The 20,854-nt window shown below is 73.1% G+C and carries 20 protein-coding genes; 12 read left to right on the top strand and 8 right to left on the bottom strand.

Annotation, left to right across the window (positions count from 1 at the left end):
- Positions 1–84 precede the first annotated feature (84 nt).
- On the top strand, positions 85–891 hold the full coding sequence (locus EES43_RS07355; RefSeq protein WP_124267969.1) for a site-2 protease family protein: 807 nt from the start codon (positions 85–87) through the stop codon (positions 889–891).
- Positions 892–929: 38 nt separating this feature from the next.
- On the opposite strand, the gene EES43_RS07360 is transcribed toward EES43_RS07355, so the two are convergent.
- Entirely contained in the window at positions 930–1,109 is a 180-nt protein-coding gene (locus tag EES43_RS07360) for a hypothetical protein (protein ID WP_124267970.1), read from the bottom strand.
- Between the two features lie 182 nt (positions 1,110–1,291).
- Positions 1,292–2,002 (bottom strand): NADPH-dependent F420 reductase, encoded by a 711-nt coding sequence (npdG, locus tag EES43_RS07365; protein ID WP_124267971.1) that lies wholly within the window; start codon positions 2,000–2,002, stop codon positions 1,292–1,294.
- 163 nt (positions 2,003–2,165) lie between these two features.
- On the opposite strand from npdG, the gene EES43_RS07370 reads away from it, so the two are divergent.
- A complete protein-coding gene (locus EES43_RS07370; RefSeq protein ID WP_124267972.1) occupies positions 2,166–2,765 on the top strand; it encodes a hypothetical protein in 600 nt (199 codons plus the stop codon).
- A gap of 121 nt (positions 2,766–2,886) precedes the next feature.
- Entirely contained in the window at positions 2,887–4,146 is a 1,260-nt protein-coding gene (locus EES43_RS07375; RefSeq protein WP_124271833.1) for an MFS transporter, read from the top strand.
- A 133-nt stretch (positions 4,147–4,279) separates the two neighbouring features.
- On the opposite strand, the gene EES43_RS07380 is transcribed toward EES43_RS07375, so the two are convergent.
- The gene (locus tag EES43_RS07380) at positions 4,280–4,510 is read right to left on the bottom strand and encodes a hypothetical protein (protein ID WP_124267973.1); all 231 of its coding nucleotides are present in this window, start codon (positions 4,508–4,510) and stop codon (positions 4,280–4,282) included.
- Positions 4,511–4,568: 58 nt separating this feature from the next.
- On the opposite strand from EES43_RS07380, the gene map reads away from it, so the two are divergent.
- Positions 4,569–5,426, top strand: coding sequence for a type I methionyl aminopeptidase (gene map / locus EES43_RS07385; RefSeq protein WP_124267974.1), 858 nt, complete (start codon positions 4,569–4,571; stop codon positions 5,424–5,426).
- Between the two features lie 187 nt (positions 5,427–5,613).
- Entirely contained in the window at positions 5,614–6,279 is a 666-nt protein-coding gene (locus EES43_RS07390; protein ID WP_124267975.1) for a biliverdin-producing heme oxygenase, read from the top strand.
- Between the two features lie 35 nt (positions 6,280–6,314).
- On the opposite strand, the gene EES43_RS07395 is transcribed toward EES43_RS07390, so the two are convergent.
- From EES43_RS07395 to EES43_RS07405, 3 genes are all read right to left on the bottom strand, one after another.
- Entirely contained in the window at positions 6,315–6,986 is a 672-nt protein-coding gene (locus EES43_RS07395) for a PhzF family phenazine biosynthesis protein (protein WP_124267976.1), read from the bottom strand.
- 40 nt (positions 6,987–7,026) lie between these two features.
- Entirely contained in the window at positions 7,027–8,673 is a 1,647-nt protein-coding gene (locus tag EES43_RS07400; protein ID WP_124267977.1) for an HtaA domain-containing protein, read from the bottom strand.
- An 85-nt stretch (positions 8,674–8,758) separates the two neighbouring features.
- Complete coding sequence (locus EES43_RS07405) at positions 8,759–10,207, bottom strand: HtaA domain-containing protein (protein ID WP_124267978.1); 1,449 nt, start codon at positions 10,205–10,207, stop codon at positions 8,759–8,761.
- Positions 10,208–10,341: 134 nt separating this feature from the next.
- Here EES43_RS07405 and EES43_RS07410 point away from each other — a divergent pair, with 134 nt between their 5' ends.
- The 7 genes from EES43_RS07410 to EES43_RS07440 all read left to right on the top strand — a co-directional run bounded on the left by EES43_RS07410 (position 10,342) and on the right by EES43_RS07440 (position 17,885).
- The gene (locus EES43_RS07410) at positions 10,342–11,427 is read left to right on the top strand and encodes a heme/hemin ABC transporter substrate-binding protein (RefSeq protein WP_124267979.1); all 1,086 of its coding nucleotides are present in this window, start codon (positions 10,342–10,344) and stop codon (positions 11,425–11,427) included.
- 65 nt (positions 11,428–11,492) lie between these two features.
- A complete protein-coding gene (locus EES43_RS07415) occupies positions 11,493–12,563 on the top strand; it encodes a FecCD family ABC transporter permease (protein ID WP_241192622.1) in 1,071 nt (356 codons plus the stop codon).
- Positions 12,560–13,399 (top strand): heme ABC transporter ATP-binding protein, encoded by an 840-nt coding sequence (locus EES43_RS07420; protein ID WP_124267981.1) that lies wholly within the window; start codon positions 12,560–12,562, stop codon positions 13,397–13,399. The genes EES43_RS07415 and EES43_RS07420 overlap by 4 nt, the downstream gene beginning before the upstream one ends.
- Before the next feature lie 188 nt (positions 13,400–13,587).
- Positions 13,588–14,724 (top strand): iron uptake system protein EfeO, encoded by a 1,137-nt coding sequence (gene efeO, locus EES43_RS07425; RefSeq protein WP_124267982.1) that lies wholly within the window; start codon positions 13,588–13,590, stop codon positions 14,722–14,724.
- A 25-nt stretch (positions 14,725–14,749) separates the two neighbouring features.
- A complete protein-coding gene (efeB, locus tag EES43_RS07430) occupies positions 14,750–16,003 on the top strand; it encodes an iron uptake transporter deferrochelatase/peroxidase subunit (RefSeq protein WP_124267983.1) in 1,254 nt (417 codons plus the stop codon).
- A 48-nt stretch (positions 16,004–16,051) separates the two neighbouring features.
- A complete protein-coding gene (efeU, locus tag EES43_RS07435) occupies positions 16,052–17,020 on the top strand; it encodes an iron uptake transporter permease EfeU (RefSeq protein ID WP_124267984.1) in 969 nt (322 codons plus the stop codon).
- Positions 16,971–17,885 carry an SCO2278 family lipoprotein gene (locus tag EES43_RS07440; RefSeq protein ID WP_241192342.1) on the top strand — a complete coding sequence of 305 codons (915 nt, stop codon included), beginning with the start codon at positions 16,971–16,973 and terminating at the stop codon, positions 17,883–17,885. Before efeU ends, EES43_RS07440 begins: the two co-directional genes overlap by 50 nt.
- A gap of 58 nt (positions 17,886–17,943) precedes the next feature.
- On the opposite strand, the gene EES43_RS07445 is transcribed toward EES43_RS07440, so the two are convergent.
- Together EES43_RS07445 and EES43_RS07450 are read right to left on the bottom strand one after the other, a co-directional pair.
- Positions 17,944–19,209 (bottom strand): serine hydrolase domain-containing protein, encoded by a 1,266-nt coding sequence (locus tag EES43_RS07445; protein ID WP_124267985.1) that lies wholly within the window; start codon positions 19,207–19,209, stop codon positions 17,944–17,946.
- Between the two features lie 111 nt (positions 19,210–19,320).
- A complete protein-coding gene (locus EES43_RS07450) occupies positions 19,321–20,547 on the bottom strand; it encodes an alpha/beta hydrolase family protein (RefSeq protein ID WP_124267986.1) in 1,227 nt (408 codons plus the stop codon).
- Between the last annotated feature and the right edge of the window lie 307 nt (positions 20,548–20,854).

A 20,854-nucleotide genomic window follows, 5' to 3' on the forward strand; every position in this document is an offset into this window, starting at 1 on the left:
TCTCCGTACCCCCTCGCCCCTCCCCGCCCCGCCCCCTCCAGCCCCTCCAGCCGTCGTCCGCCGCAGAGACCAGGAGCCGCACCGATGACCACCGCAGCCACCCGGAGCGACCGGAGAATCAGCCCGGTGTTCCTCGGCATCGCCGCCGTCACCGCGGTCTCGGGCTGGGCGGTGTGGACGGACTTCGCCGACCAGGCCGGGTTCGCGGTCTTCCTGTTCGTGACGGGGGCCTGGATCGTCTCGCTCTGCCTGCACGAGTACGCGCACGCCCGGACCGCGCTGCACAGCGGGGACCTCTCGGTCGGGTCCAAGGGCTATCTCACGCTGAACCCGCTGAAGTACACACACGCGCTGCTCAGCATCGTGCTGCCGGTGCTCTTCGTGATCATGGGCGGGATCGGGCTGCCCGGCGGGGCGGTCTACATCGAGCGGGGCCGGATCCGCGGCCGGTGGAAGCACAGTCTGATCTCGGCGGCGGGCCCCCTGACGAACGTCGCCTTCGCCGTGGTGTGCACCGCCCCGTTCTGGCTGGACGCGCTCGACGGCGTACCGCTCGCCTTCCAGTACGCGCTGGCGTTCCTGGCGATGCTCCAGGTGACGGCGGCGATCCTGAACTTCCTGCCGATTCCGGGGCTGGACGGCTACGGGGTGATCGAGCCCTGGCTCTCGTACGGCGTCCGCCGCCGGGTCGAGCCGATCGCGCCGTTCGGGCTGATCGCGGTGTTCGCCATCCTGTGGATCCCGGAGGCGAACATCGTCTTCTTCGACGCGATCGACGCGCTGCTGCGGAGCCTGGGAGTGAGCGAGGTCCAGCGCTCCTGCGGACTGGACCTCTACCGCTTCTGGCAGGGCCTCTTCGACGAGCAGAACCCGTTCTGCGCGGTGCGGTGACGGCGGACGGCGTACCCGGTTCCGCACCGGGCGGCGGCTCAGCCCGCGTCGGACGCCGTCATCCGCTCCTTGCGCACGGCGAACCAGGCCATGTTCGAGGAGAGTCCCGCGATGAGCACCCAGAGGATCCCGAGCAGGCTGCCCTGCGCGAAGGAGACCACGGCCGCCACGACGGCCAGGACGCAGACGATGAGGGCGTAGAGAGCGAGGCGGGGCATGGAGGGCGGCTCCTGTCGGGAGTGGTCGTGGTCCCGTCCAGTGTCCCCCATGCCCCGTTGTGCCCCGCCTCCGGTCCCGGCCGGAGGGGCCTGCGGCCGGGACAGGTCTCCGGCCGGACAGGTCTCCGGCCGGTGGCGGAGGCGGTCCGCCGGACGCGGGTCCCTTCCGTCGGCTCGGGCGGTCAGAGGTCGGTGGCCCGCAGTCCGGCGTGCGCCTTGTAGCGGCGGTTGACGGAGATCAGGTTGGCCACCAGCGACTCGACCTGGTGGGCGTTGCGCAGCCGGCCCGCGAAGACGCCGCGCATGCCGGGGATGCGGCCCGCGAGCGCCTGGACGGTGTCCGTGTCGGCCCGCGCCTCGCCCAGGACCAGGACGTCGGTGTCGATCTCCTCGATGCCCTCGTCCTGGAGCAGCACCGCCGAGAGGTGGTGGAAGGCCGCGGTGACGCGCGAGTCGGGCAGCAGGGCCGCCGCCTGCTCGGCCGCGCTGCCCTCCTCCGGCTTGAGGGCGTAGGCGCCCTTCTTGTCGAAGCCGAGCGGGTTGACGCAGTCGATGACGAGCTTGCCCGCCAGTTCCTCGCGCAGCGATTCCAGGGTGGCCGCGTGGCCGTCCCACGGCACCGCGACGATGACGACGTCGCTGCGCCGGGCGCACTCCGCGTTGTCCGCGCCCTCGACGCCGAATCCCAGCTCGGCCGCCGCCTGTTCGGCGCGTCCGGCGTCGCGGGAGCCGAGGGTGACGCGCTGTCCGGCGCGGGCGAGGCGGTAGGCGAGGCCGCGGCCCTGCGGGCCGGTTCCGCCGAGCACTCCGACGCGGAGGCCGGAGACGTCGGGCAGGTCCCACGGGTCCTTGGCGGGGGGCTTGGGCGCGCCGCCGCTGTCCTGTGTAGTCATGGGGCCGACCCTACTGCCAGGTAGGGCGCGGGAGAGCAGGCGGGAGAACCGCCGTACCGCCGCGCCGCCCGCCGGGAGGCGTCGTCCGCCGCGGTCCTCCGTTCGGGTGAGGAGGCGGGCGGCGGGCCCGGCGGGGGCCTGCGGCCGGGCAGGATGCCGGGCCATGGATGCCGTACGTGTCGCCCTGCTCCGCGACGTGCTGGCCGGGACCCGGTGGCCGGCCGCCGCCCGGGGGTTCGCGCTCGCCCTGCGCTCGTCCGTCGTACCGCGGGGCGGCGGGCTGCTCCTGGTGGGGACGCGGGCGTACGAGCCGTGGCACCTGGCGGCCCATCTGTCCGACGAGTCGGCCTGGTCGGGCCTGCCGGAGCTGACGCCGACCCTGGTGCGGCACCGGGTCGAGCCCGGCGACCCGGCGCATCTGGCGGTCGGGCTCGGCCGGATCGCGGCGGCGGGGCGTGGCGAGACGCTGCTGCTGGTCGCGCCGGAGCGGCCGGACGGCGGGCTGTTGGAGCGGGTGCACGACGCCCGGCGGGCCGGGGCCCGGGTGCTGGCCCTGGACGGAGGCGACCCGGACGTCGGGAGCCTGGCCCACGAAGTGCTCGCCGTGAGCGGGGAGGACGTGGACCTGGACGTCGTCCAGCACCTGGTGAGCGCGGCGGCCGGGGAGAACGGCAGGCCCGCGGCGCGCGGCGGGCGCACCTTCCGCGACCGGCTGTCCCGGCTCGCCGACCAGCTGACGGAGCCGCCGCCCGCCGGGTGGTGAGGGCTGTCCGCGGCGCGGCGCGCGGTCGTCAACGGGTAAACGACTTGCCGGGGGCGGCGGACGAAACGGAATATGGCTCCTCGTGACCTCCGCGCCCATCGCCCCGCCTCCGTCGTCCCGCCTGCGCGCCCTGCTGCCGGATCTCTCGCCCTGGCGTTCCTCGGCGGACTTCCGGCTGCTGTGGGTGCAGGGGCTGATCACGTACTTCGGCAGCTTCATGGCGCTCATCGCGCTGCCGCTCCAGATCAAGGACCTCACGGGTTCGCCGCTGGCGGTCGGGGCGATGGGCGCGGTGGAGCTGGTGCCGCTGGTCGTCTTCGGGCTCTACGGCGGCGCGCTGGCGGACTCGGTGGACCGGCGCCGGGTCATCCTGCTCACGGAGGCCGGGCTCGGTGTGCTCGCCGCCGTGCTGCTGGTGAACGCCCTGCTGCCGGAGCCGCTGCTGTGGCCGCTGTACGTGGTGGCCGGCGGGGTCTCGGCGCTCGCCGGGCTCCAGCGGCCCGCGCTGGACTCCCTGATGGCGCGGATCGTGCCGCACGCGCAGCAGACGGCGGCCGCCGCGCTGAACTCGCTGCGCTGGCAGATCGGGGCCATCGCGGGTCCGGCGCTGGCCGGCCTGGTCGTGGCGTACGCGGGACACGGGACGGCGTACGGGGTGACGGTCTGCACCTTCGCCGTCTCGGTGGTGCTCTGCCTGAGGCTGGCCCCCGCGCCGCCCGCGCACGACGCGCGGAAGCCGTCGCTGCGCGGGATCGCGGAGGGCGCGCGGTACGCGTGGAGCCGGCCGGTGCTGCTGGGGACGTACGCGATCGACCTGGCGGCGATGTTCTTCGCCTTCCCGAACACGATCTTCCCGTTCCTGGCGGACGAACTGGACGCCGAGTGGTCGCTCGGCCTCATGTACGCGGCGGGCTCGGTCGGGTCGCTGGTGCTCGGCCTGACCAGCGGCTGGACCGCGCGGGTGCGGCGGCACGGGCTGTTCGTGGTGTTCGGCGCGGCGGTGTGGGGGCTGGCCATCGCCGCGGCGGGCTGGTTCTCCGACGTGTGGGTGGTGCTGCTGTGCCTGGGCGTGGCGGGGGCGGGCGACATGCTGAGCGGTCTGGGCCGCGCCACCATCTGGAACCAGACCATTCCGGAGGAGCTGCGCGGCCGGCTGGCGGGCATCGAGGTGCTCTCGTACAGCATCGGCCCGCAGCTCGGCCAGGTGCGGGCCGGGGCGATGGCGGGCTGGACGGGCACCCGGTCGGCGATCTGGACGGGCGGGGTGGCGTGCGTCGCGTCCGTCGCGCTGCTGACGGCGGCCCTGCCGAAGCTGCTGCGGTACGACTCGGAGACGGACGAGGACGCGGTACGGCGGCGGGAGGCGCGGGTCGGGGCGTGACACGGGCGGGTGGTGGGCGCGGGCCCCGGGGTCCGGTGGTCCGGCTCACCCGGGGCCCGCGCCCCGCGTCCGCCCCGCCTCATCCGGCGGGTGACCGCCGCGGGGCTCCCCGCATCAGGTCGGGGGCCGCGCCTCAGTCGGCCGGCGGGGCGTCCTTGTCGCGGTCGTGCCACTTGGGGTCGGTGTCCCACTCCGCGTTCCGCTCGCGCGCGGTGTCCATCGCGTGTTGCGCCGCCTCACGTGAGGCGTAGGGGCCGAACCGGTTCTTCGCCGGGCAGTCGGGGCCCTCCTCGACCGTCTTGTGCTCCAGGCAGTAGTACCACTCGCCCGGCTTTCCGACCGTGCGCTTCTTGAACAGGGCCATCGACGGCTCCTTTCCTCTCTGCCATGGTGCCCCGAGGTCGCTGGTTAGACTCGCCGGCATGTCTGGCCAGTCGCTTCTCGTACCAGGGGAGATCACTCCCGTCCGTTCCGTACCCGGAAACATCCGGCGTCCCGAGTACGTGGGGAAGCCGGCTCCGACGCCGTACACCGGCCCGGAGGTCCAGGACTCCGACACCGTGGAGCGGATGCGCGTCGCGGGCCGCATCGCCGCGCAGGCGATGGAGGAGGCCGCCAAGCACATCGCGCCGGGCGTCACCACGGACGAACTCGACCGGGTCGCCCACGACTTCATGGTCGACCACGGCGCGTACCCGTCCACGCTCGGCTACCGCGGCTTCCCGAAGTCGCTGTGCACCTCGGTCAACGAGGTCGTCTGCCACGGCATCCCCGACTCCACGGTGCTGCGCGACGGCGACATCGTGAACCTGGACGTGACCGCGTACATCAACGGGGTGCACGGCGACAACAACGCCACCTACCTCTGCGGCGACGTGGACGAGGAGTCGCGGCTGCTCGTCGAGCGCACCCGCGAGTCGCTGAACCGGGCCGTCAAGGCCGTGCGGCCCGGACGGCAGATCAACGTGATCGGCCGGGTCATCGAGTCGTACGCGAAGCGGTTCGGGTACGGGGTCGTGCGCGACTTCACCGGGCACGGGATCAACTCCTCGTTCCACTCCGGGCTGATCATCCCGCACTACGACAGCCCGCACGCGACCACGGTGATGCGGCCGGGCATGACGTTCACGATCGAGCCGATGCTGACGCTGGGCACGCACGAGTACGACATGTGGGAGGACGGCTGGACGGTGGTGACGAAGGACCGGCGGCGGACCGCGCAGTTCGAACACACCCTGGTGGTGACGGAGACCGGGGCGGACATCCTCACTCTTCCCTGACCTCCCGCTCCGGCCGTCGCGGGGGTACGTTTTTACCGACAGACAGTCGGGAACCAGTTGACTTAGGTAAGCCTAAGTAGGAGGATCGGCGTACCGGCACGCGCTGCCGCCGCACCACGGCGGGCGCAGGCCGGTATCTCCGTCTCTTTCTGGACTTCCCGTCCCCCTCGGTCCCCGGAGGCCCGCCTTGGACGCAACCGCCACCGTCACTCCCTTCTCGACGCTCATCCGCATCGCGTCGCACGAGCAGCACACCGAAGCGGAGACATCGACGTTCATGAGCGACCTGCTCGGCGGCCGGCTGGGCGTGGACGCCTACACGCGCTACACCGAGCAGCTGTGGTTCGTCTACCGGGCGCTGGAGGAGGGCGCGCAGACCCTGCGCGACGACCCGGTGGCGGGCCCCTTCATCCAGCCCGAGCTGATGCGCTCCGCCGAGCTGGAGCGGGACCTTCTGCACCTGCGCGGGCCCGGCTGGCGCGAGGGCCTGGAGCCGCTGCCCGCCACCGCCGCGTACGCCGCCCGGGTCGCCGAGTGCGCCCGCACCTGGCCCGCCGGTTACGTCGCGCACCACTACACCCGCTACCTCGGCGACCTCTCGGGCGGCCAGATCATCCGCGACAAGGCGGAGAAGACCTGGGGCTTCGAACGCAAGGGCGACGGCGTCCGGTTCTACGTCTTCGAGGAGATCGCCAACCCGGCGGCGTTCAAGCGGGGTTACCGCGAGCTGCTGGACGCGGTGAACGCGGACGACCTGGAGAAGCAGCGCATCGTGGAGGAGTGCAAGCGCGCCTTCGCGCTGAACACCGCCGTCTTCCGCGAACTGGGCGAGGTGTTCCCGCTCAGCGCGTAGCGCGGGCGCGGTTCGGCGCCGGCAGCGGGCGCGGTTCAGCCACGCGCGGCCATCAGGACGCGGCCCCCGACCTCCACCGTGCCGTCCGGCGCGGGCGCCGTGAGGATCTGGGAGCCGCGTCCTTGTCTGATGTTCAGGGCCCGGCCGAGGCGGGCGCTGAGCAGGAGGGCCGCCGCGCCCGTCGCCTCGTCCTCCACGACGCCCTGACGGCGCCGGGGGAAGGCCCGCGCGCGCACCCGGCCCGCGGCCTCGTCCTCCCAGGCCCAGGCGTAGAGCCACCCCTCGCCCGGCGGCGGCGCGGGCAGCGCCTCCACCTCGGCGGCCGTGGCGTACTGCCGGAGCGTGCGCCGCGGAGCCCATTCGGGGCGGGCGGTGATCCAGGTGAACTCCCCGTCCTGGCGGGCGAACACGTCGCCGACGGAGAGTTCCAGGATCTCCAGGTCCAGCAGCCAGGCCGCGCCCACCAGCGGGTGCCCGGCGAACGGCAGCCGCAGGCCCGGCGCGTGGATGTCCACCCGGCCGCGCTCCGGGTCGTCGACGAACACGGTCTCGCTGAAGCCGAGTCGCCGGGTCAGCCGCTGCCGGGACGCCTGATCCGGGTGGCCGCGCCCGTCGCGTACGACGCCGAGCTCGTTGCCGTGTCGGCCGTCCGGTCCGCAGAACACCCGCAGGACGTCGATGCCTCGGGGTACGTCGTAGTCGCTCACGTGCGCATTCAAGCACTGCCCCGCGCCGGGCGGGGCCGGGTCAGGCGGTGGCGCGGCGACGGCGGGTGGCGGCGAGCGTGCCCGCGCCGGCCGCCACGACGAGGCCGGAGGCGGCGATCAGCGCGCCGGTCGGGACGTCGGAGCCGGTGGAGGCGAGTGCGCCGGAGCTGCCGACCGAACCGCCCGCCGAACCGCCGACCGTGGAGCCGGTGGAGCCGCCGACCGTGCCCCCCGTGCCGCCGGCGGCGGTGGAGCCGCCGGTCGTGGAGCCGGAGCCGCCCGTGGAGCCGGAGCTTCCGGTGGAGCCGGAGCCGCCGGCCGAACCGCCCGGCAACTGGGCGTCCTCGTCGAGGGAGACGGCGGCGGTCAGGGCGTCGAGCCGCTCGCCCTTCTCGTACATGCCGCTGAACGCCTCGGAGCCGTCCTCGGTGAGGGTCGCGGGGACGCCCGCGAGGCTCACGACGCCGTCCTTGGCCTTGAGGGCTCCGACGGGCAGCTCCAGGTCGGCGAAGTGCAGCTCGGTGAGCTTGCTGACCTTGCCGCTGCCGCGGTCCTTGGTCGAGACGTCGGCGAGGAGCTTGCCCCGGACGCCCTGCGCGTCGATCTTCAGGTTGCCGAGGGAGAGGTCGAGGGCGTACGCGCCGTCGGCCTCGTGGCCCAGGAAGCGTACGGTGCCCCGGAAGGCGGCGTTGAGCGTGTTCTTGTCCGCGTCGACGCTGCCGGTGGCGTCGCCGAAGCGGTAGCCGTCGCCGGAGGCGGTCGCGCCGCCGCTCGTCTCGACCTTGCCGCGGGCGATCGGACCGGTGACGTACGAACGGAAGGACTCCTTGACGCCCCAGTTCAGGGTGCCGTCGACGACCGGGCCGCTGACGGGAGGGGCGTCCTGGGAGGCGGACGGGTCGGGGGCGGGGTCGTCCGTCGGGTCCGTGCCCGGTTCCTCGGTCGGCTCCCCGGTCGGCTTCGTCGGCTCCTTCGTCGGCTCGTCGGCGGGCTTCTCCGTGGGCCGGTCGGTCGGCTCGTCGGTGGGCCCGCCGGTCGGCGGGGCGGCGGCCTGCTTCACCGAGAGGGTGGCCGGGTCGAGCGCGTCCCCCTCCTTGTACTGGCCGTTGAACGCCTCCGAGCCCGCCTTCGTCAGCGTGGCCGGGATGTCCTTGAAGACCATCGCGCCGCCGGCTCCCTGGCCCGGCCGCACGGCGGAGAGGTCCAGCGCGGCGACGGCCACGTCGTCCTTGGCGCCCTGAGGCGTCTTCACGTCGGCGGTGATCGCTCCGCCCTTGCCGGTGGTGGAGACCTTCAGGTCGGACAGCGTGATGTCCAGGACGCCTTGGTGGGCGGAGAAGTTGACCGCGCCCTCGAAGGCGGTGTCGGTGCCGTGGGTGTCCGTATCGTAGACGCCCTTGCCGTTGACGAAGGTGAACGCGCCGTTGTCCGCAGCCTGCCGCGCGCCGCCGGAGACGGTGATCTTCCCGTGGGCGAACGGCGAGGCGAGGTACTTGCGGAAGGACTCCTTGAAGCCCCAGTCGAGCGTGCCGTCCGTCAGGTCCACCTTCGGCGCGGCGGTGGTGGAGGCGGCGGTGTCCTCGGCCGCGCCGCTGTCGGCGGCGAGGGCGGGGAGGGCGAAGGTCGCGCCCAGAGCGGCGGCCGTGGCGACGGCGGCGGCGAGGGCCAGAGGGCGGGCAGCAGCCATGGTGGCGGGTCTCCTAGGGGAAACGGGGGTGGAAGAGAGGCGAGAGGGCAGGGAGTGACGGTCCATAAGGCGCGCATGCGGGGCTTCAGTCGGTCGGAGTGGAGTCGGCGGGTGCGGCGGCCGGCCGCGCGCGGCGGCGGGCGAGGAACGCTCCGGCGGCGGCGAGCAGCAGCACGCCGCCGCCGACGGCGAGGTACGTGCCGGCGCCGGGACCGGAGGCCGAGGAGGCGGCGGCCGGTGCGGCGGAAGGCTCGGCGGCCTGCTTCGCCGGTTCGGCGGCGGCCGTCGGCTCGCTGCCGAGGTCGGGGAGCGCGGGCAGCGGGGTCCTCGGGTCGACGGCCACGGCCAGGGAGACCGGGTCCATGGCGGTGCCCGCCCTGTACAGGGAGCCGAACGCCTTCGCGCCGTCGGCGGTGAGGGTGGCGGGGGCCTCGGTGAGGCGGGCGAGGCCGTCCTTCGGCGCGAAGTCCTCGGCGGCGAAGGTGACCAGGGGGACGTCCGCGCGGGTGTCGCCCTCGCTGGTGACGTCCGCCGAGAGGGTGCCCTCGCCGTCTGCGATCTCCACGGAGACGCCGGCGAGGGTCAGGTCGAGGCCGTGGGCTCCGGTGAAGCGGACGCTGCCGTCGAAGCCGGCGTCCAGGGTCTGCTTCTTCGCGTCGTACGTGCCGCTGCCCTCCGGGAAGCGGAAGAGCGCTCCGCCGTCCTGCGCGCCGTCGGCGAGGGCCCACTTCCCTCGGCCGATGGAGCCGGTGACGTACTCGCGGAAGGTGCGGCGCACCCCCCAGTCGACGGCGGCGTCCTCGAAGCGGCCCGCCTTCTCCTTCCCCGCCTTCTTCCCGGACTTCTCCTTCCCGGCGTCCTCGCCGTCCTTCTTCTCCGCCGGGGCGGACGGCTTCGGATCGGCGGCCGGGCCCCGGGTGTCCACGGAGAGGCTGATCGGGTCCAGCGGGGTGCCGGCGGTGTAGTAGCCGGCGAAGGCGGCGGCGCCCTGGGCGGTCAGCGTGGTGGGCACGTCGGTGAGGGCGACGGGCGTGGAGCCGCCCTTCATGTCGATCCCGGAGAGGCCGAGTGTGGCGAGCGGTACCTGGGAGGAGCGGGCGACCTTGCCGGTGCGGCGCTCCTTGCTGAGCATGTCGGCGTAGACGGTGCCGCTGCCGCCCTCGATGCGGACGGTGGGACGGCTGATGGTGAGGTCGAGTTCGTTGGAGCCGTCGGCCTTGCGGTGGCCGGTGAAGTGGACCCCGCCCGAGAAGCCGGAGGCGAAGGCCCCGGTGGCCGGGTCGTAGGAACCGGTCGCGGAGTGGAAGCGGAACTGGCTGCCGCCGACCGTGGCCGCGCCGCCGGTCAGGCTCCAACTGCCGTTCGCGATGGGCCCGGTGACGTAGCTCTGGAAGGAGGACTTGATGCCCCAGTCCAGTCGGCCGCCCTGCACCGTGCGGCTCGCCGCGTGCGCGGTGGCGGCCGGGAGCAGGGCTCCCACCAGCACCGCGAGAAGCGCTACGGCGAGCGCGCGGGCAGATCTGGACGACAGCATGAGGGACCCTCCAGGGGGTGGTTAGGCAGGTAAGGCTAACCTAAGCTATCTCCAGCCCGCGCCGGAACCCCTCCGTCGCTCGCCCCTCCGGCCGACCGCCAACCGCACGCCGCAGAACGACAGGACGGTGCCCAGTGCGCATCTCGCAGGACTTCGCCCCGACGGGCCCGGACACCGGCCGGCGGGCCCGCCGCGCCCGGTCGACCCGCCGCGGGACGGGCGCGGCACTCGCCGCCGCGACGGCCCTGGCCCTGGTCCTGACCGGCTGCGGAGGCGGCGGCGACGCCGCCCCGAAGGCGGCCGGGAGCACGGCCTCGGCGGATGCCGACCGGGTGGAGCCGCTGGCCGCCGCCCCCGCGCCGAAGCTGCCGGTGACGGTCGACTCGGCCGACGGCACGAAGGTCACGATCGACTCGACGGACCGGATCGTGCCGCTGACCGGTTCCCTGAACGAGATCGTCTTCACCCTGGGCTTCGGCGATCAGGTCGTGGCGCGCGACATCACCGCCACCTTCGAACAGGCCGAGGAGCTCCCGGTGGTGACGCGGGCGCACGACGTCTCGGCCGAGAGCGTTCTCTCGCTGAAGCCCACCGTCGTCCTCGCGGACACCACGACCGGCCCCGGCGAGGCCGTCGACCAGATCCGCGACGCCGGCATCCCGCTCGTCGTCGTCGAGCCCGCCACGGAACTCGCCGACGTCGGACGCCGGATCGACACCGTCGCCGAGGCGCTGGGCGTGCCGTCCGCCGGAGCCGAGCTGAAGAAGCGCACCGAGGCGCGGATCGCCGCCGTGCAGAAGACCATCCCGGACCGCGCGGACGGCGAGAAGCCCCGGGTGGCGTTCCTGTATCTGCGCGGTTCGGCCTCGGTCTACCTGCTGGGCGGCGCGGAGTCGGGGGCGAGTTCGCTGCTGGAGGCGGCCGGCGCCGTCGACGCGGGCAAGGCGTCCGGGCTGGACAAGGACTTCACCGCCATCACCAGCGAGGCCCTGGCCGAGGCCGCGCCGGACGCGATCCTCGTGATGAGCAAGGGGCTCGCCTCGGTGGACGGCATGGACGGGCTGGTGAAGATCCCCGGCATCGCGGAGACCCCGGCCGGAATGGACCGCCGGGTCGTCTCGATCGACGACGGCGTGCTGCTGAACTACGGCCCGCGCACCGACCGGGTGCTCAGCGAGATCGTCGAACAGCTCTACCCGAAGGGCGGAAAGGGCCGGTGACCACCTCGTACGAGGAACGCGCCGAGAGGCCGTCCTCCGGCTCCGCCCCGCCCGTGGCCCTGTCCGTGGCCCCGTCCGTGGGGAAGCCCGCGCCGGCCGGCGCGTCCCGCCGGAGCACCGCCTTCGTGCTCACCGCCGCTCTCGCCCTCGCCCTGCTCGCCGGATGCCTGCTGTCCGCCGCGATCGGCGCGTACTCCCTCCCGATCGGCGATGTGCTGGCCTCCGTGCAGCACCGGATCGGACTCGGCGGCCAGGAGCTCGACCGGGTCGGCGAGAGCGTCCTGTGGAACGTCCGGCTCCCCCGGGTCGCGCTCGCGCTGCTCGTCGGGGCCTCGCTCGGCTGCGCGGGCGCTCTGATGCAGGGCGTGTTCGGCAACCCGCTGGCGGAGCCCGGCGTGATCGGGATCTCGGCGGGCGCGGCGGTCGGCGCGGTCGGCTCGATCGCGCTCGGGCTGAGCTTCCTCGGCAACTGGACCATCACGGTCTGCGCGTTCGTGGCCGGTCTCGCGACCGTCCTGCTCGTCTACGCGCTGTCACGGTCCGGGGGCCGGACCGAAGTGGTGACGCTGATCCTCACCGGCATCGCCGTCAACGCCTTCGCGGGCGCGCTGATCGGCCTGTTCATCTTCTTCGCGGACAACGCGCAGATCACCCAGATCACCTTCTGGCAGCTCGGCTCGCTCGCCCAGGCGACCTGGCCCAAGGTGCTGGCGGTGCTGCCGTGCGCGCTGGCGGGCCTGCTCGTGGCCCCGTTCTACGCGCGCAAGCTGGACCTGCTGGCGCTCGGCGAACGTCCCGCCCGGCACCTGGGCGTGGACGTGGAACGGCTGCGGATCGTCCTGGTCCTGGTCGTGGCCCTGCTGACGGCCGCCGCCGTCGCGGTCGCGGGCATCATCTCCTTCGTCGGCCTGCTCGTCCCGCATCTGCTGCGGATGGCGAACGGCCCCGGTCACCGCTTCCTGGTGCCGGGCAGCGCCCTCGGCGGCGCGCTGGTCCTGGTGGCGGGCGACCTGGCGGCCCGGACCGTGGCCGCCCCGGCCGAGCTGCCGCTCGGCGTGCTGACCGCGCTCTTCGGCAGCCCGTTCTTCTTCTGGCTGCTGCGCAGGACCCGTCGCAAGCAAGGTGGTTGGGCATGAGGACACTGCGAGACCTGTTCGCTCCCCGATCCCGGGAGCTGCCCGCTCCGGCGGCCCCCGGCTCCCCCGTCGTCGAGGCCGTCGCGCTCTCGGTCCGGCTGGGGCGGCGGCAGGTGCTGGACGCCATCGACCTGGCGGCGCACGCGGGCGAGGTGGTGGCCCTGGTCGGGCCCAACGGCGCGGGGAAGTCGACGCTGCTGGCGGCGCTCGCCGCCGATCTGGCGCCCGACGGCGGCGAGGTCCGCGTCGCGGGCCGTCCGGCCGCCGCCTGGTCCGCGCCCGAACTGGCTCTGCGCCGCTCGGTGCTGCCGCAGTCCGCCGCCCTGTCCTTCCCGTTCCCGGTGGAGGACGTCGTACGGATGGGACGGGCCCCGTGGGCCGGTACGGAGCGGGAGGACGAGGACGACGCGGCGGTGGCGGCGGCGATGGCGGCCACCGAGGTGACGCGGTTCGCCGCCCGCCCGTTCTCCGAGCTGTCCGGCGGCGAACGGGCCCGGGTGGCGCTCGCCCGGGTGCTGGCCCAGCGGGCTCCGCTGATGCTGCTCGACGAGCCGACGGCCGCGCTCGACCTGCGCCACCAGGAGCTGGTCCTGCGGATCTGCCGCGAACGGGCCGCCGCCGGGGACGCCGTCGTGGTCGTGCTCCACGATCTGGGGCTCGCCGCGGCGTACGCGGACCGGGCCGCCGTACTGCACGACGGGCGGATCGCGGTGGCGGGCCCTCCGGAGGCGGTCTTCAGCGGCGAACTGCTCGGCGAGGTCTACCGGCAGCCGGTCGAGGTGTTCCCGCACCCGCGCACGGGGACACCGCTCGTGGTGCCGAAACGCCCCGCTTGACCCGTACGTGACTCTTCCGCGGGTCGCCCGTGGGTCGCCCGTGACCGGACCTCTTCCGGGGCCCGGAGATGAGAGCCGAATCACTGCGCGGAGAGGTATCGACGAGGTAAGGGTCGGCTAAGTTAAGCCCGCCCGACCGGCCCGTGTCCGGCTATGTCCCCGTCTTTCCTCACCTCCGTGGAGCCCGCATGCGACCTCTTCGTCTCTCCGTCGTCACCGCCGCCGCCACGGTCGCCGCGCTGACCGCCGTCACGGGCTGCGCGCAGAAGAGCGACGGGAAGGGCGACGGCGCGGTGCGGGTCGTCGCCAAGGACGACGCCTGCGAGGTCTCCCGGACCTCCGTCCCCGCCGGCCACCTCGAACTCGCCGTGGAGAACAAGGGGTCGAAGGTCACCGAGGTGTACGTCCTGTTCCCGGACGACCGCATCGTGACCGAGCGCGAGAACATCGGCCCCGGCACCCGGGCGACGATCACCGCCGAGATCAAGGCCGGCTCGTACGAGATCGCCTGCAAGCCCGGCATGAAGGGCGCCGGCATCCGGCAGAAGGTCGAGGTCACCGGCGGCAGGGCGGCCGAGCGCAGCCCCGAGATGGACCGCGCGGTGGCCGGCTACCGCACCTACGTCCAGGCCCAGGCCGACGCCACGCTGCCGAAGGCGAAGGTGTTCACGGACGCGGTCGCCGCCGGTAACGTCGAGGCCGCGAAGAAGGCGTACGCCGCGTCGCGGATCGGCTGGGAGCGCACCGAGCCGGTCGCCGAGTCCTTCGGCGACATCGACCCCAAGGTGGATGTCCGCGCGGACGGCCTGGAGGACGGGCAGGAGTGGACCGGCTGGCACCGCCTGGAGAAGGCGCTGTGGCAGGACGGGAAGCTCGGCCCCCAGGAGAAGGCGCTCGCCCCGCGCCTCCAGGCCGACCTGGCGGACTGGCAGAAGCGGGTGGGCCGGGCGGACATCACGCCCACCTCGATGGCCAACGGCGCGAAGGAGCTCCTGGACGAGGTGGCCACCGGCAAGGTCACCGGCGAGGAGGAGCGCTACAGCCACACCGACCTGGTCGACTTCAAGGCGAACGTCGAGGGCGCGGAGCGGTCCTACGCGCTGCTGAAGCCCGTCGCCGCCAAGAACGACGCGGCCCTCACGCAGACCCTGGACCAGCGGTTCGCGGCGCTGAACGCGCTGCTGGAGCAGTACCGGGCCGACCCGGGCTCCTACGTGTTCACCTCGTACGACAAGGTCGGCGAGGCGGACCGCAAGAAGCTCTCCGACGCGGTCAACGCGCTCGCCGAGCCGCTGTCCCGGCTGGCCGCCGCGGTCACGAAGTAACGGCTGCGACAAGGAGGCTGGAGCCATGTCCGACCCGAGCGCGGACCCGTCGCGCGCCCCCGGCCCGTCCCGGCGCGCCCTCCTCGGCTGGGGCGGCGGCGGGCTGGCCGCCGGCGCCGCCGCGGGCTGGGGCGTGTCCGCCGCCCGGGGCGGCGGGGCGGAGCAGGACGGCCGGAGCGGGGCCGCGGTGCCGTTCCACGGGGCGCACCAGGCGGGCATCGCCACCGCCGTACAGGACCGGCTGCACTTCGCCGCGTTCGACGTCACGACCAAGGAGCGCTCCGAACTGGTCGCGCTGCTGACCGAGTGGACGCGGGCGGCGGAGCGCATGACCGCCGGCCGCCCGGTCGGCACGGGGGCGTACGGCCAGGCGCCCGAGGCTCCGCCGGACGACACGGGCGAGGCGCTGGGGCTGCCGCCCTCGCGGCTGACGCTGACCCTAGGCTTCGGGCCCTCGCTGTTCGCCGAGGGGCGGTTCGGGCTGGCGGACCGGCGGCCAAAGGCGCTGGTGGACCTGCCGAAGTTCCCGGGGGACGGCCTGGACCGGGCCCGCAGCGGCGGCGACCTGTGCGTACAGGCGTGCGCGGACGATCCGCAGGTGGCGGTGCACGCCATCCGCAACCTGGCCAGGATCGGCATGGGCCGCGCCGCGATCCGCTGGTCCCAGCTGGGCTTCGGGAAGACGTCGTCCACCACGCCGGACGCGCAGACACCGCGCAACATGATGGGCTTCAAGGACGGCACGCGGAACATCGCGGGCTCGGACACGGCGGCGCTGGAGCGGCACGTGTGGGTCGGCGCGGGGGACGGCGCCGGGTGGATGACGGGCGGTTCCTATCTCGTCGCGCGCCGCATCCGGATGCACGTCGAGACCTGGGACCGGGCTCCTCTCCAGGAGCAGGAGGACGTCTTCGGCCGGGACAAGCGCGAGGGCGCGGCGGTAGGGAAGGCGAAGGAGCGCGACGAGCCGTTCCTGGAGGCGATGCTGCCGACGGCGCACGTGCGGCTGGCGCACCCGGACTCCAACGGCGGGGCGACGATCCTGCGGCGGGGCTACTCCTTCACCAACGGCACGGACGGGCTCGGGCGGCTCGACGCGGGCCTGTTCTTCCTCGCCTACCAGCGCGACGTGCGGACCGGGTTCGTCCCGGTGCAGCGCCGCCTGGCCGCCGCCGACGCGCTCAACGAGTACATCCAGCACGTGGGTTCGGCCGTGTTCGCCGTGCCGCCGGGCGTCCGGGACGGGGACGACTGGTGGGGCCGGGGGCTGTTCGCATGATCGACACCGTGGAGGGACCGGCGTGATCGACACCGTGGAGGGACCGGCATGTTCGGCAACTATCTGATCGGCCTGCGCGAGGGCCTGGAGGCGAGTCTCGTCGTCTGCATCCTGGTCGCCTACCTGGTGAAGACCGGGCGGCGGGACGCGCTGCGCCCGGTCTGGTCCGGGATCGGCATCGCCGTCGCGATCTCGTTCGGCTTCGGCGCGGCCCTGGAGTTCGGCTCGCGGGAGATGACGTTCGAGGCGCAGGAGCTGCTGGGCGGTTCGCTGTCCATCGTCGCCGTCGGGCTGGTGACGTGGATGGTGTTCTGGATGCGGCGCACCGCGCGCCATCTGCGGGCGGAGCTGCACGGCAGGCTGGACGCGGCGCTCGCGATGGGCACCGGGGCGCTGGTGGCCACCGCGTTCCTGGCGGTCGGCCGCGAGGGTCTGGAGACCGCGCTGTTCGTCTGGGCCTCGGTACGGGCCAGTGGTGAGGGCTCCTCCTCGCCGCTGGCCGGGGTGCTGCTGGGCCTGGCCACCGCGATCGTGCTGGGCTGGCTGTTCTACCGGGGCGCGCTGCGGATCGATCTGGCGCGGTTCTTCACCTGGACCGGCGGCATGCTGGTCGTGGTGGCGGCCGGTGTGCTGGCGTACGGGGTCCACGACCTCCAGGAGGCGCGCTTCCTGGGCGGGTTGGCGGACCGGGCGTTCGACGTCAGCGGCGCGGTCCCGCCGGACAGCTGGTACGGCACGCTCCTGAAGGGCGTCCTCAACTTCCAGCCGGACCCGACCGTCCTCCAGGTCACGGTGTGGGTGCTGTACCTGGTCCCCACCCTCGTGCTGTTCCTCGCCCCGGTAGGGTTTCGACCCTCGGTGCGGGCGACGGATCTCAAGGCGCAGAAGGCGACGGATGACAAGGCTGGGGCGACTGACGGCGGGGCTCGCGACGGCGACGGTGCTGTGCGTGACGGCGAGCGGCTGCGTGACGGTACACGGGGAGCTGGCCGTGCTCCCGGGGGCGACGGAGTCTGAGGCCGAGCAGGCACTGAAGGACTTCACCTCCGCCTACAACGCGGCGGACAAGGCGTTCGATCCGGCCCTGGACGCGGGGCGGGTGACGGGGTCGCTCGGCGCGATCAACCAGGCGGGGCTGAAGGCGCGGAAGTCCTACAGCCCGAACGGCAATCCGGCGCACAAGCCGCTGGAGCTGACGGACACGGCCTACGTCATCCCCAAGAAGGCGGGCTGGCCGCGCTGGTTCCTCGCGGACACCGACTCCAACCGGGACCGCGACGGCGGGCGGCTGGACACCCGCTGGCTGGTGGCGTTCGTGCGGACGGGCCCCGACGCGGTGTGGAAGGCGTCCTACCTCGCGGTCGTACGGCCGTCCCAGGTACCGGAGTTCAGCCGGGACGAGGACGGCATGGCCCTTCCGGTGGAGCCGCGGGAGCCCGGACTGGCCGTCGTACCGGAGGACTTGAGCCGGACGTACACGGCCTACCTGCGGGACGGCGCGCCGGACGTGTTCGCGCCCGGCACGACGACGTCGGGCTGGCGGCAGGCCCGGCAGGCCACCCGGCGGGCGGGCTTCTCGTACCAGTACGTCGACCAGCCGCTGGCCGGAGCGTCGTTCGCGCCGCTGGGGCTGCGCACCGAGGGCGGCGGCGCGCTGGTCTTCTTCAGCAGCCGGCACTTCGAGCGGCAGACCGCGGCGAAGGGGCTGCGGCCGGAGGTCAACGCGGACGTGAAGGCGCTGCTGACGGGCGAGGTGACCAGCAGCCTCACCAAGGAGCGGATCTCCAGCCAGTTGGTGCACGTGCCGGAGCGGGGCTCCGGCACGGGCAGGGTGCGGGTGCTGAACCGGCTGCCGGGACTGGTCGCGGCCAAGGGCGAGTAGCGGCGCGCGGACCGGGTGGCCGGGAGGGCGGACCGGCCCTGCCCACCCTCCCGGGCCGTCACGCCTGCGTGTCGGGCTCGACGAGCGCCCCGTAGACGATGGACCGCGCCATCCCGCGGATGTCGGGAACGGGATAGGGACGGCCGGTCATCGCGTTGCCGGCGTCGACCTGCTGGACCATGCCGACGACGATGACGTCGTTGACCGGGTCGACCCAGAACCAGGTGCCGTGCACGCCGCCCCAGTAGTAGCTGCCCGCGCCGATCGCCCCGCCGTTGAAGTCGGCGTGTGCGGGGTCGAGCACGATGCCGACCCCCATGCCGTAACCGACGCCCGCGAACGGTTGGAGGAAGCGCAGCGGGACGCCCTCGGGCAGCAGGTCGCTCGTCATCAGCTTCACCGACGACGGTGCCAGGATCCTGGCGCCGTCGAGAGTCCCGCGGTCGGCCAGCATCTGCGCGAAGCGCAGGTAGTCCTGCACGGTCGAGTACAGCCCGGCGATCGACAGCAGGTACGTCGGCTTCTCCCCGGCCGCTGTGCCCGCCAGCACGGGGAACGGCGACTGATCGGCGGCGAGCCCGAGCTTCAGGTTCTCGTCCAGGGCGTACCGGGGTGCGATGCGCTCGCGCTCCTTTGGCGCGACGCCGAAGCCGGTGTCGGTCATGCCCAGTGGCCCGAAGATCCGGCGTTCGAGGAAGGCGTCGAGCGGTTCGCCGGACAGCCGCTGGATGATGACGCCCTGGACCTCCTGCTGGAGCCCGTACCGGAAGAGGGTGCCGGGTTGTGCCTCCAGCGGAAGCCGGGCCAGCTTGGCGACCATGTCCTCGTTGGTACCGCTGAAGAGATCAGCGGCCAGATACATCTCGTCCAGCTTCGGGTTGGTGCTGCCCATCGGGACGAGAAAGGCGAAACCCGCGCAGGAGGCCATCAGATGGCGCATCGTCATGGGCCGGTCGAGCGGCACGAGCCGACCGTCCCGCATCACCTTCAGATCCGCGAACTCGGGCACGAACTTCGTGACGGGATCGTCGAGCTGCCACCTGCCCTCCTCGTAGAGGGACATCATCGCGACGGCGATGACCGGTTTGGTCATCGAGGCGATGCGGAAAATCGCGTCTTCCCGGAGTGGCGCACCGGTTTCGAGGCTCTGACAGCCGTACGTGCGGAATTTCGCGAGCTTGCCGCAGCGGGCGACGGCGACGCTGATGGCGGCGTAGTGACCGGCGTCGATCTCGCCCCGCATCGCGTCGTCCAGGCGGTCGAGGCGCTCCGGCGAGAAGCCGAGGGACGCCGGCGAAGCCGGGGGAAGCGAGGTCGGACTCATGATGCGCTCCCTGCGGAGTCGGCGATGTCTCTTGCGGTGTTCCGGCTGGTGCCGGGACAGATGGCGGGCAGGGTCCCGGCACCCGGGACCCTGCCCCTTCGGTGAGCGCGTTCAGTGAGCGGCGACGACGTCGTCGAGCCAGTCGTATATGCGCGCGAAAGCCAGGCGCTGAGCGCCGGCCTGGCAGTGCGCCCCGGCGCCCTCGGCCTCGGTGAAGCGGAGCAGGGCCTTCTGGCAGGTGAGGTGGTCGAACAGCAGCTGGGGCTGGCCCTCGAAGAAGATGTCGGTGTCCGCTTCGCACACCAGGGTCGGGCAGGTGATCCGCTCGGCGATCCCTCCGGCGAGGGTGTAGTCCAGGTAGGAGGCGAAGAAGGCACGGGGGCTGTCGGCGCCCATGACGTACTGGCCGTGCGTGGCGGCCCAGCGCATGTTCGGGTCACGGGCCATGAGCTGCTCAACCATCGCATCGACCTCCGGTGCCGACTCGGCCCGCAGCAGCGCTTCGGACTCGGCGCGAGGACCGGGCATCTGTCGGGTCGCCAAGTCGCCCAGGTCGTAGACACCGTCGAACGCGATGCACGCGGCGAGGCGGTGTTCGAAGGCAGCCGCCCGCGGTGCCAGTAGACCACCCAGGGAAGCACCCAGCAACGCGACCCGGTCCGGGTCGACGCCGGGACGGTCCAGCACCCAGTCCAGTACGGGTGTGATGACGTTCTCCCAGTCGGGGCGGAAGACGAGTCCGTCGAAATGCAGCGCGGCGGGCTGGCCCGGACCGTCGAACGTGACGACGTTGTAGCCGCGCTCCTGGGCGGCTGCCGCGCCCAAGAAGTGCATCTCCTCGCAGGTGCCGTCGAATCCGCTGTGCATGATGACCGTCGGCCTCGGCCCGGTGTCCCCGGCGCGGCGGAGCGCGGGGTAGAAGTAGCCGTGGAGCACGGTGTGCTCGTAGGGGATCTCGATCGGCTCCACGGGCGGATCGAGCAGGGCGGCCGCGGCGGCGAAGGATTCGCGGGCGCGGGTGTACGCGTGGCGGATGCGCGGATCGTCGGGGTTGCCGTGCAGGTAGAAGTCGGCCGACCGGTAGTAGCTGCTCGCGCGCAGCAGACCGTCGCGCGCACTGACGAGATGTCCTGCGCCCTGGGCCTCCTTCGCTTCGGCGGCGACCCAATCGGCGGTGGCCAGCCACTGGTCGTGCCAGCTGTCGTAGTCGCTCGCGGTGATGGCCTGCGCCGTGGTCAGCACCTCGCCGATGTCGGCTCCGCCGTACGCGGTGGCTCCGAGCACACGCACCGTCTCGAACCAGAACGAGGTGTCGTCGTGGAAAAGGACCGGCTTCATGGAGCACTCCTAAAGTCGCCTTGAGTCGCTTTAGGCACGGTACGACGCAGAGACACCTAATGCAACACCTGACGCTTTAACGGGGGGCGCGCTCCCCGTCACGGCCGTCGATCGGGTGCGGCAGCGAACCGGCCGGGAGGAGGGCCGCAGGCATGCCGGATGGACCGCTCACCAGGCGCTGGGTCGGCGATGGCGCGGGCGCTCGGTCGGCGGTGGCGCGGGTGCGGGCGAGTGGAGGAAGCCCGTCGACCGGGTTCACCAGGCCGGTCGCGGTCCGCGGCACTGATATCCCGGGCTCCAGGGCTCG

It is taken from the genome of Streptomyces sp. ADI96-02 (assembly GCF_003846185.1).
GTDB lineage: Bacteria > Actinomycetota > Actinomycetes > Streptomycetales > Streptomycetaceae > Streptomyces.

What these genes read in the sequence shown, in the direction of transcription:
- EES43_RS07355 (WP_124267969.1), top strand. Translation starts at nt 85, where the DNA reads ATGACCACCGCAGCCACCCGGAGCGACCGGAGAATCAGCCCGGTGTTC.
- EES43_RS07360 (WP_124267970.1), bottom strand. Translation starts at nt 1,109, where the DNA reads ATGCCCCGCCTCGCTCTCTACGCCCTCATCGTCTGCGTCCTGGCCGTC.
- npdG (WP_124267971.1), bottom strand. Translation starts at nt 2,002, where the DNA reads ATGACTACACAGGACAGCGGCGGCGCGCCCAAGCCCCCCGCCAAGGAC.
- EES43_RS07370 (WP_124267972.1), top strand. Translation starts at nt 2,166, where the DNA reads ATGGATGCCGTACGTGTCGCCCTGCTCCGCGACGTGCTGGCCGGGACC.
- EES43_RS07380 (WP_124267973.1), bottom strand. Translation starts at nt 4,510, where the DNA reads ATGGCCCTGTTCAAGAAGCGCACGGTCGGAAAGCCGGGCGAGTGGTAC.
- map (WP_124267974.1), top strand. Translation starts at nt 4,569, where the DNA reads ATGTCTGGCCAGTCGCTTCTCGTACCAGGGGAGATCACTCCCGTCCGT.
- EES43_RS07400 (WP_124267977.1), bottom strand. Translation starts at nt 8,673, where the DNA reads ATGGCTGCTGCCCGCCCTCTGGCCCTCGCCGCCGCCGTCGCCACGGCC.
- EES43_RS07405 (WP_124267978.1), bottom strand. Translation starts at nt 10,207, where the DNA reads ATGCTGTCGTCCAGATCTGCCCGCGCGCTCGCCGTAGCGCTTCTCGCG.
- EES43_RS07420 (WP_124267981.1), top strand. Translation starts at nt 12,560, where the DNA reads ATGAGGACACTGCGAGACCTGTTCGCTCCCCGATCCCGGGAGCTGCCC.
- efeO (WP_124267982.1), top strand. Translation starts at nt 13,588, where the DNA reads ATGCGACCTCTTCGTCTCTCCGTCGTCACCGCCGCCGCCACGGTCGCC.
- efeB (WP_124267983.1), top strand. Translation starts at nt 14,750, where the DNA reads ATGTCCGACCCGAGCGCGGACCCGTCGCGCGCCCCCGGCCCGTCCCGG.
- efeU (WP_124267984.1), top strand. Translation starts at nt 16,052, where the DNA reads ATGTTCGGCAACTATCTGATCGGCCTGCGCGAGGGCCTGGAGGCGAGT.
- EES43_RS07445 (WP_124267985.1), bottom strand. Translation starts at nt 19,209, where the DNA reads ATGAGTCCGACCTCGCTTCCCCCGGCTTCGCCGGCGTCCCTCGGCTTC.
- EES43_RS07450 (WP_124267986.1), bottom strand. Translation starts at nt 20,547, where the DNA reads ATGAAGCCGGTCCTTTTCCACGACGACACCTCGTTCTGGTTCGAGACG.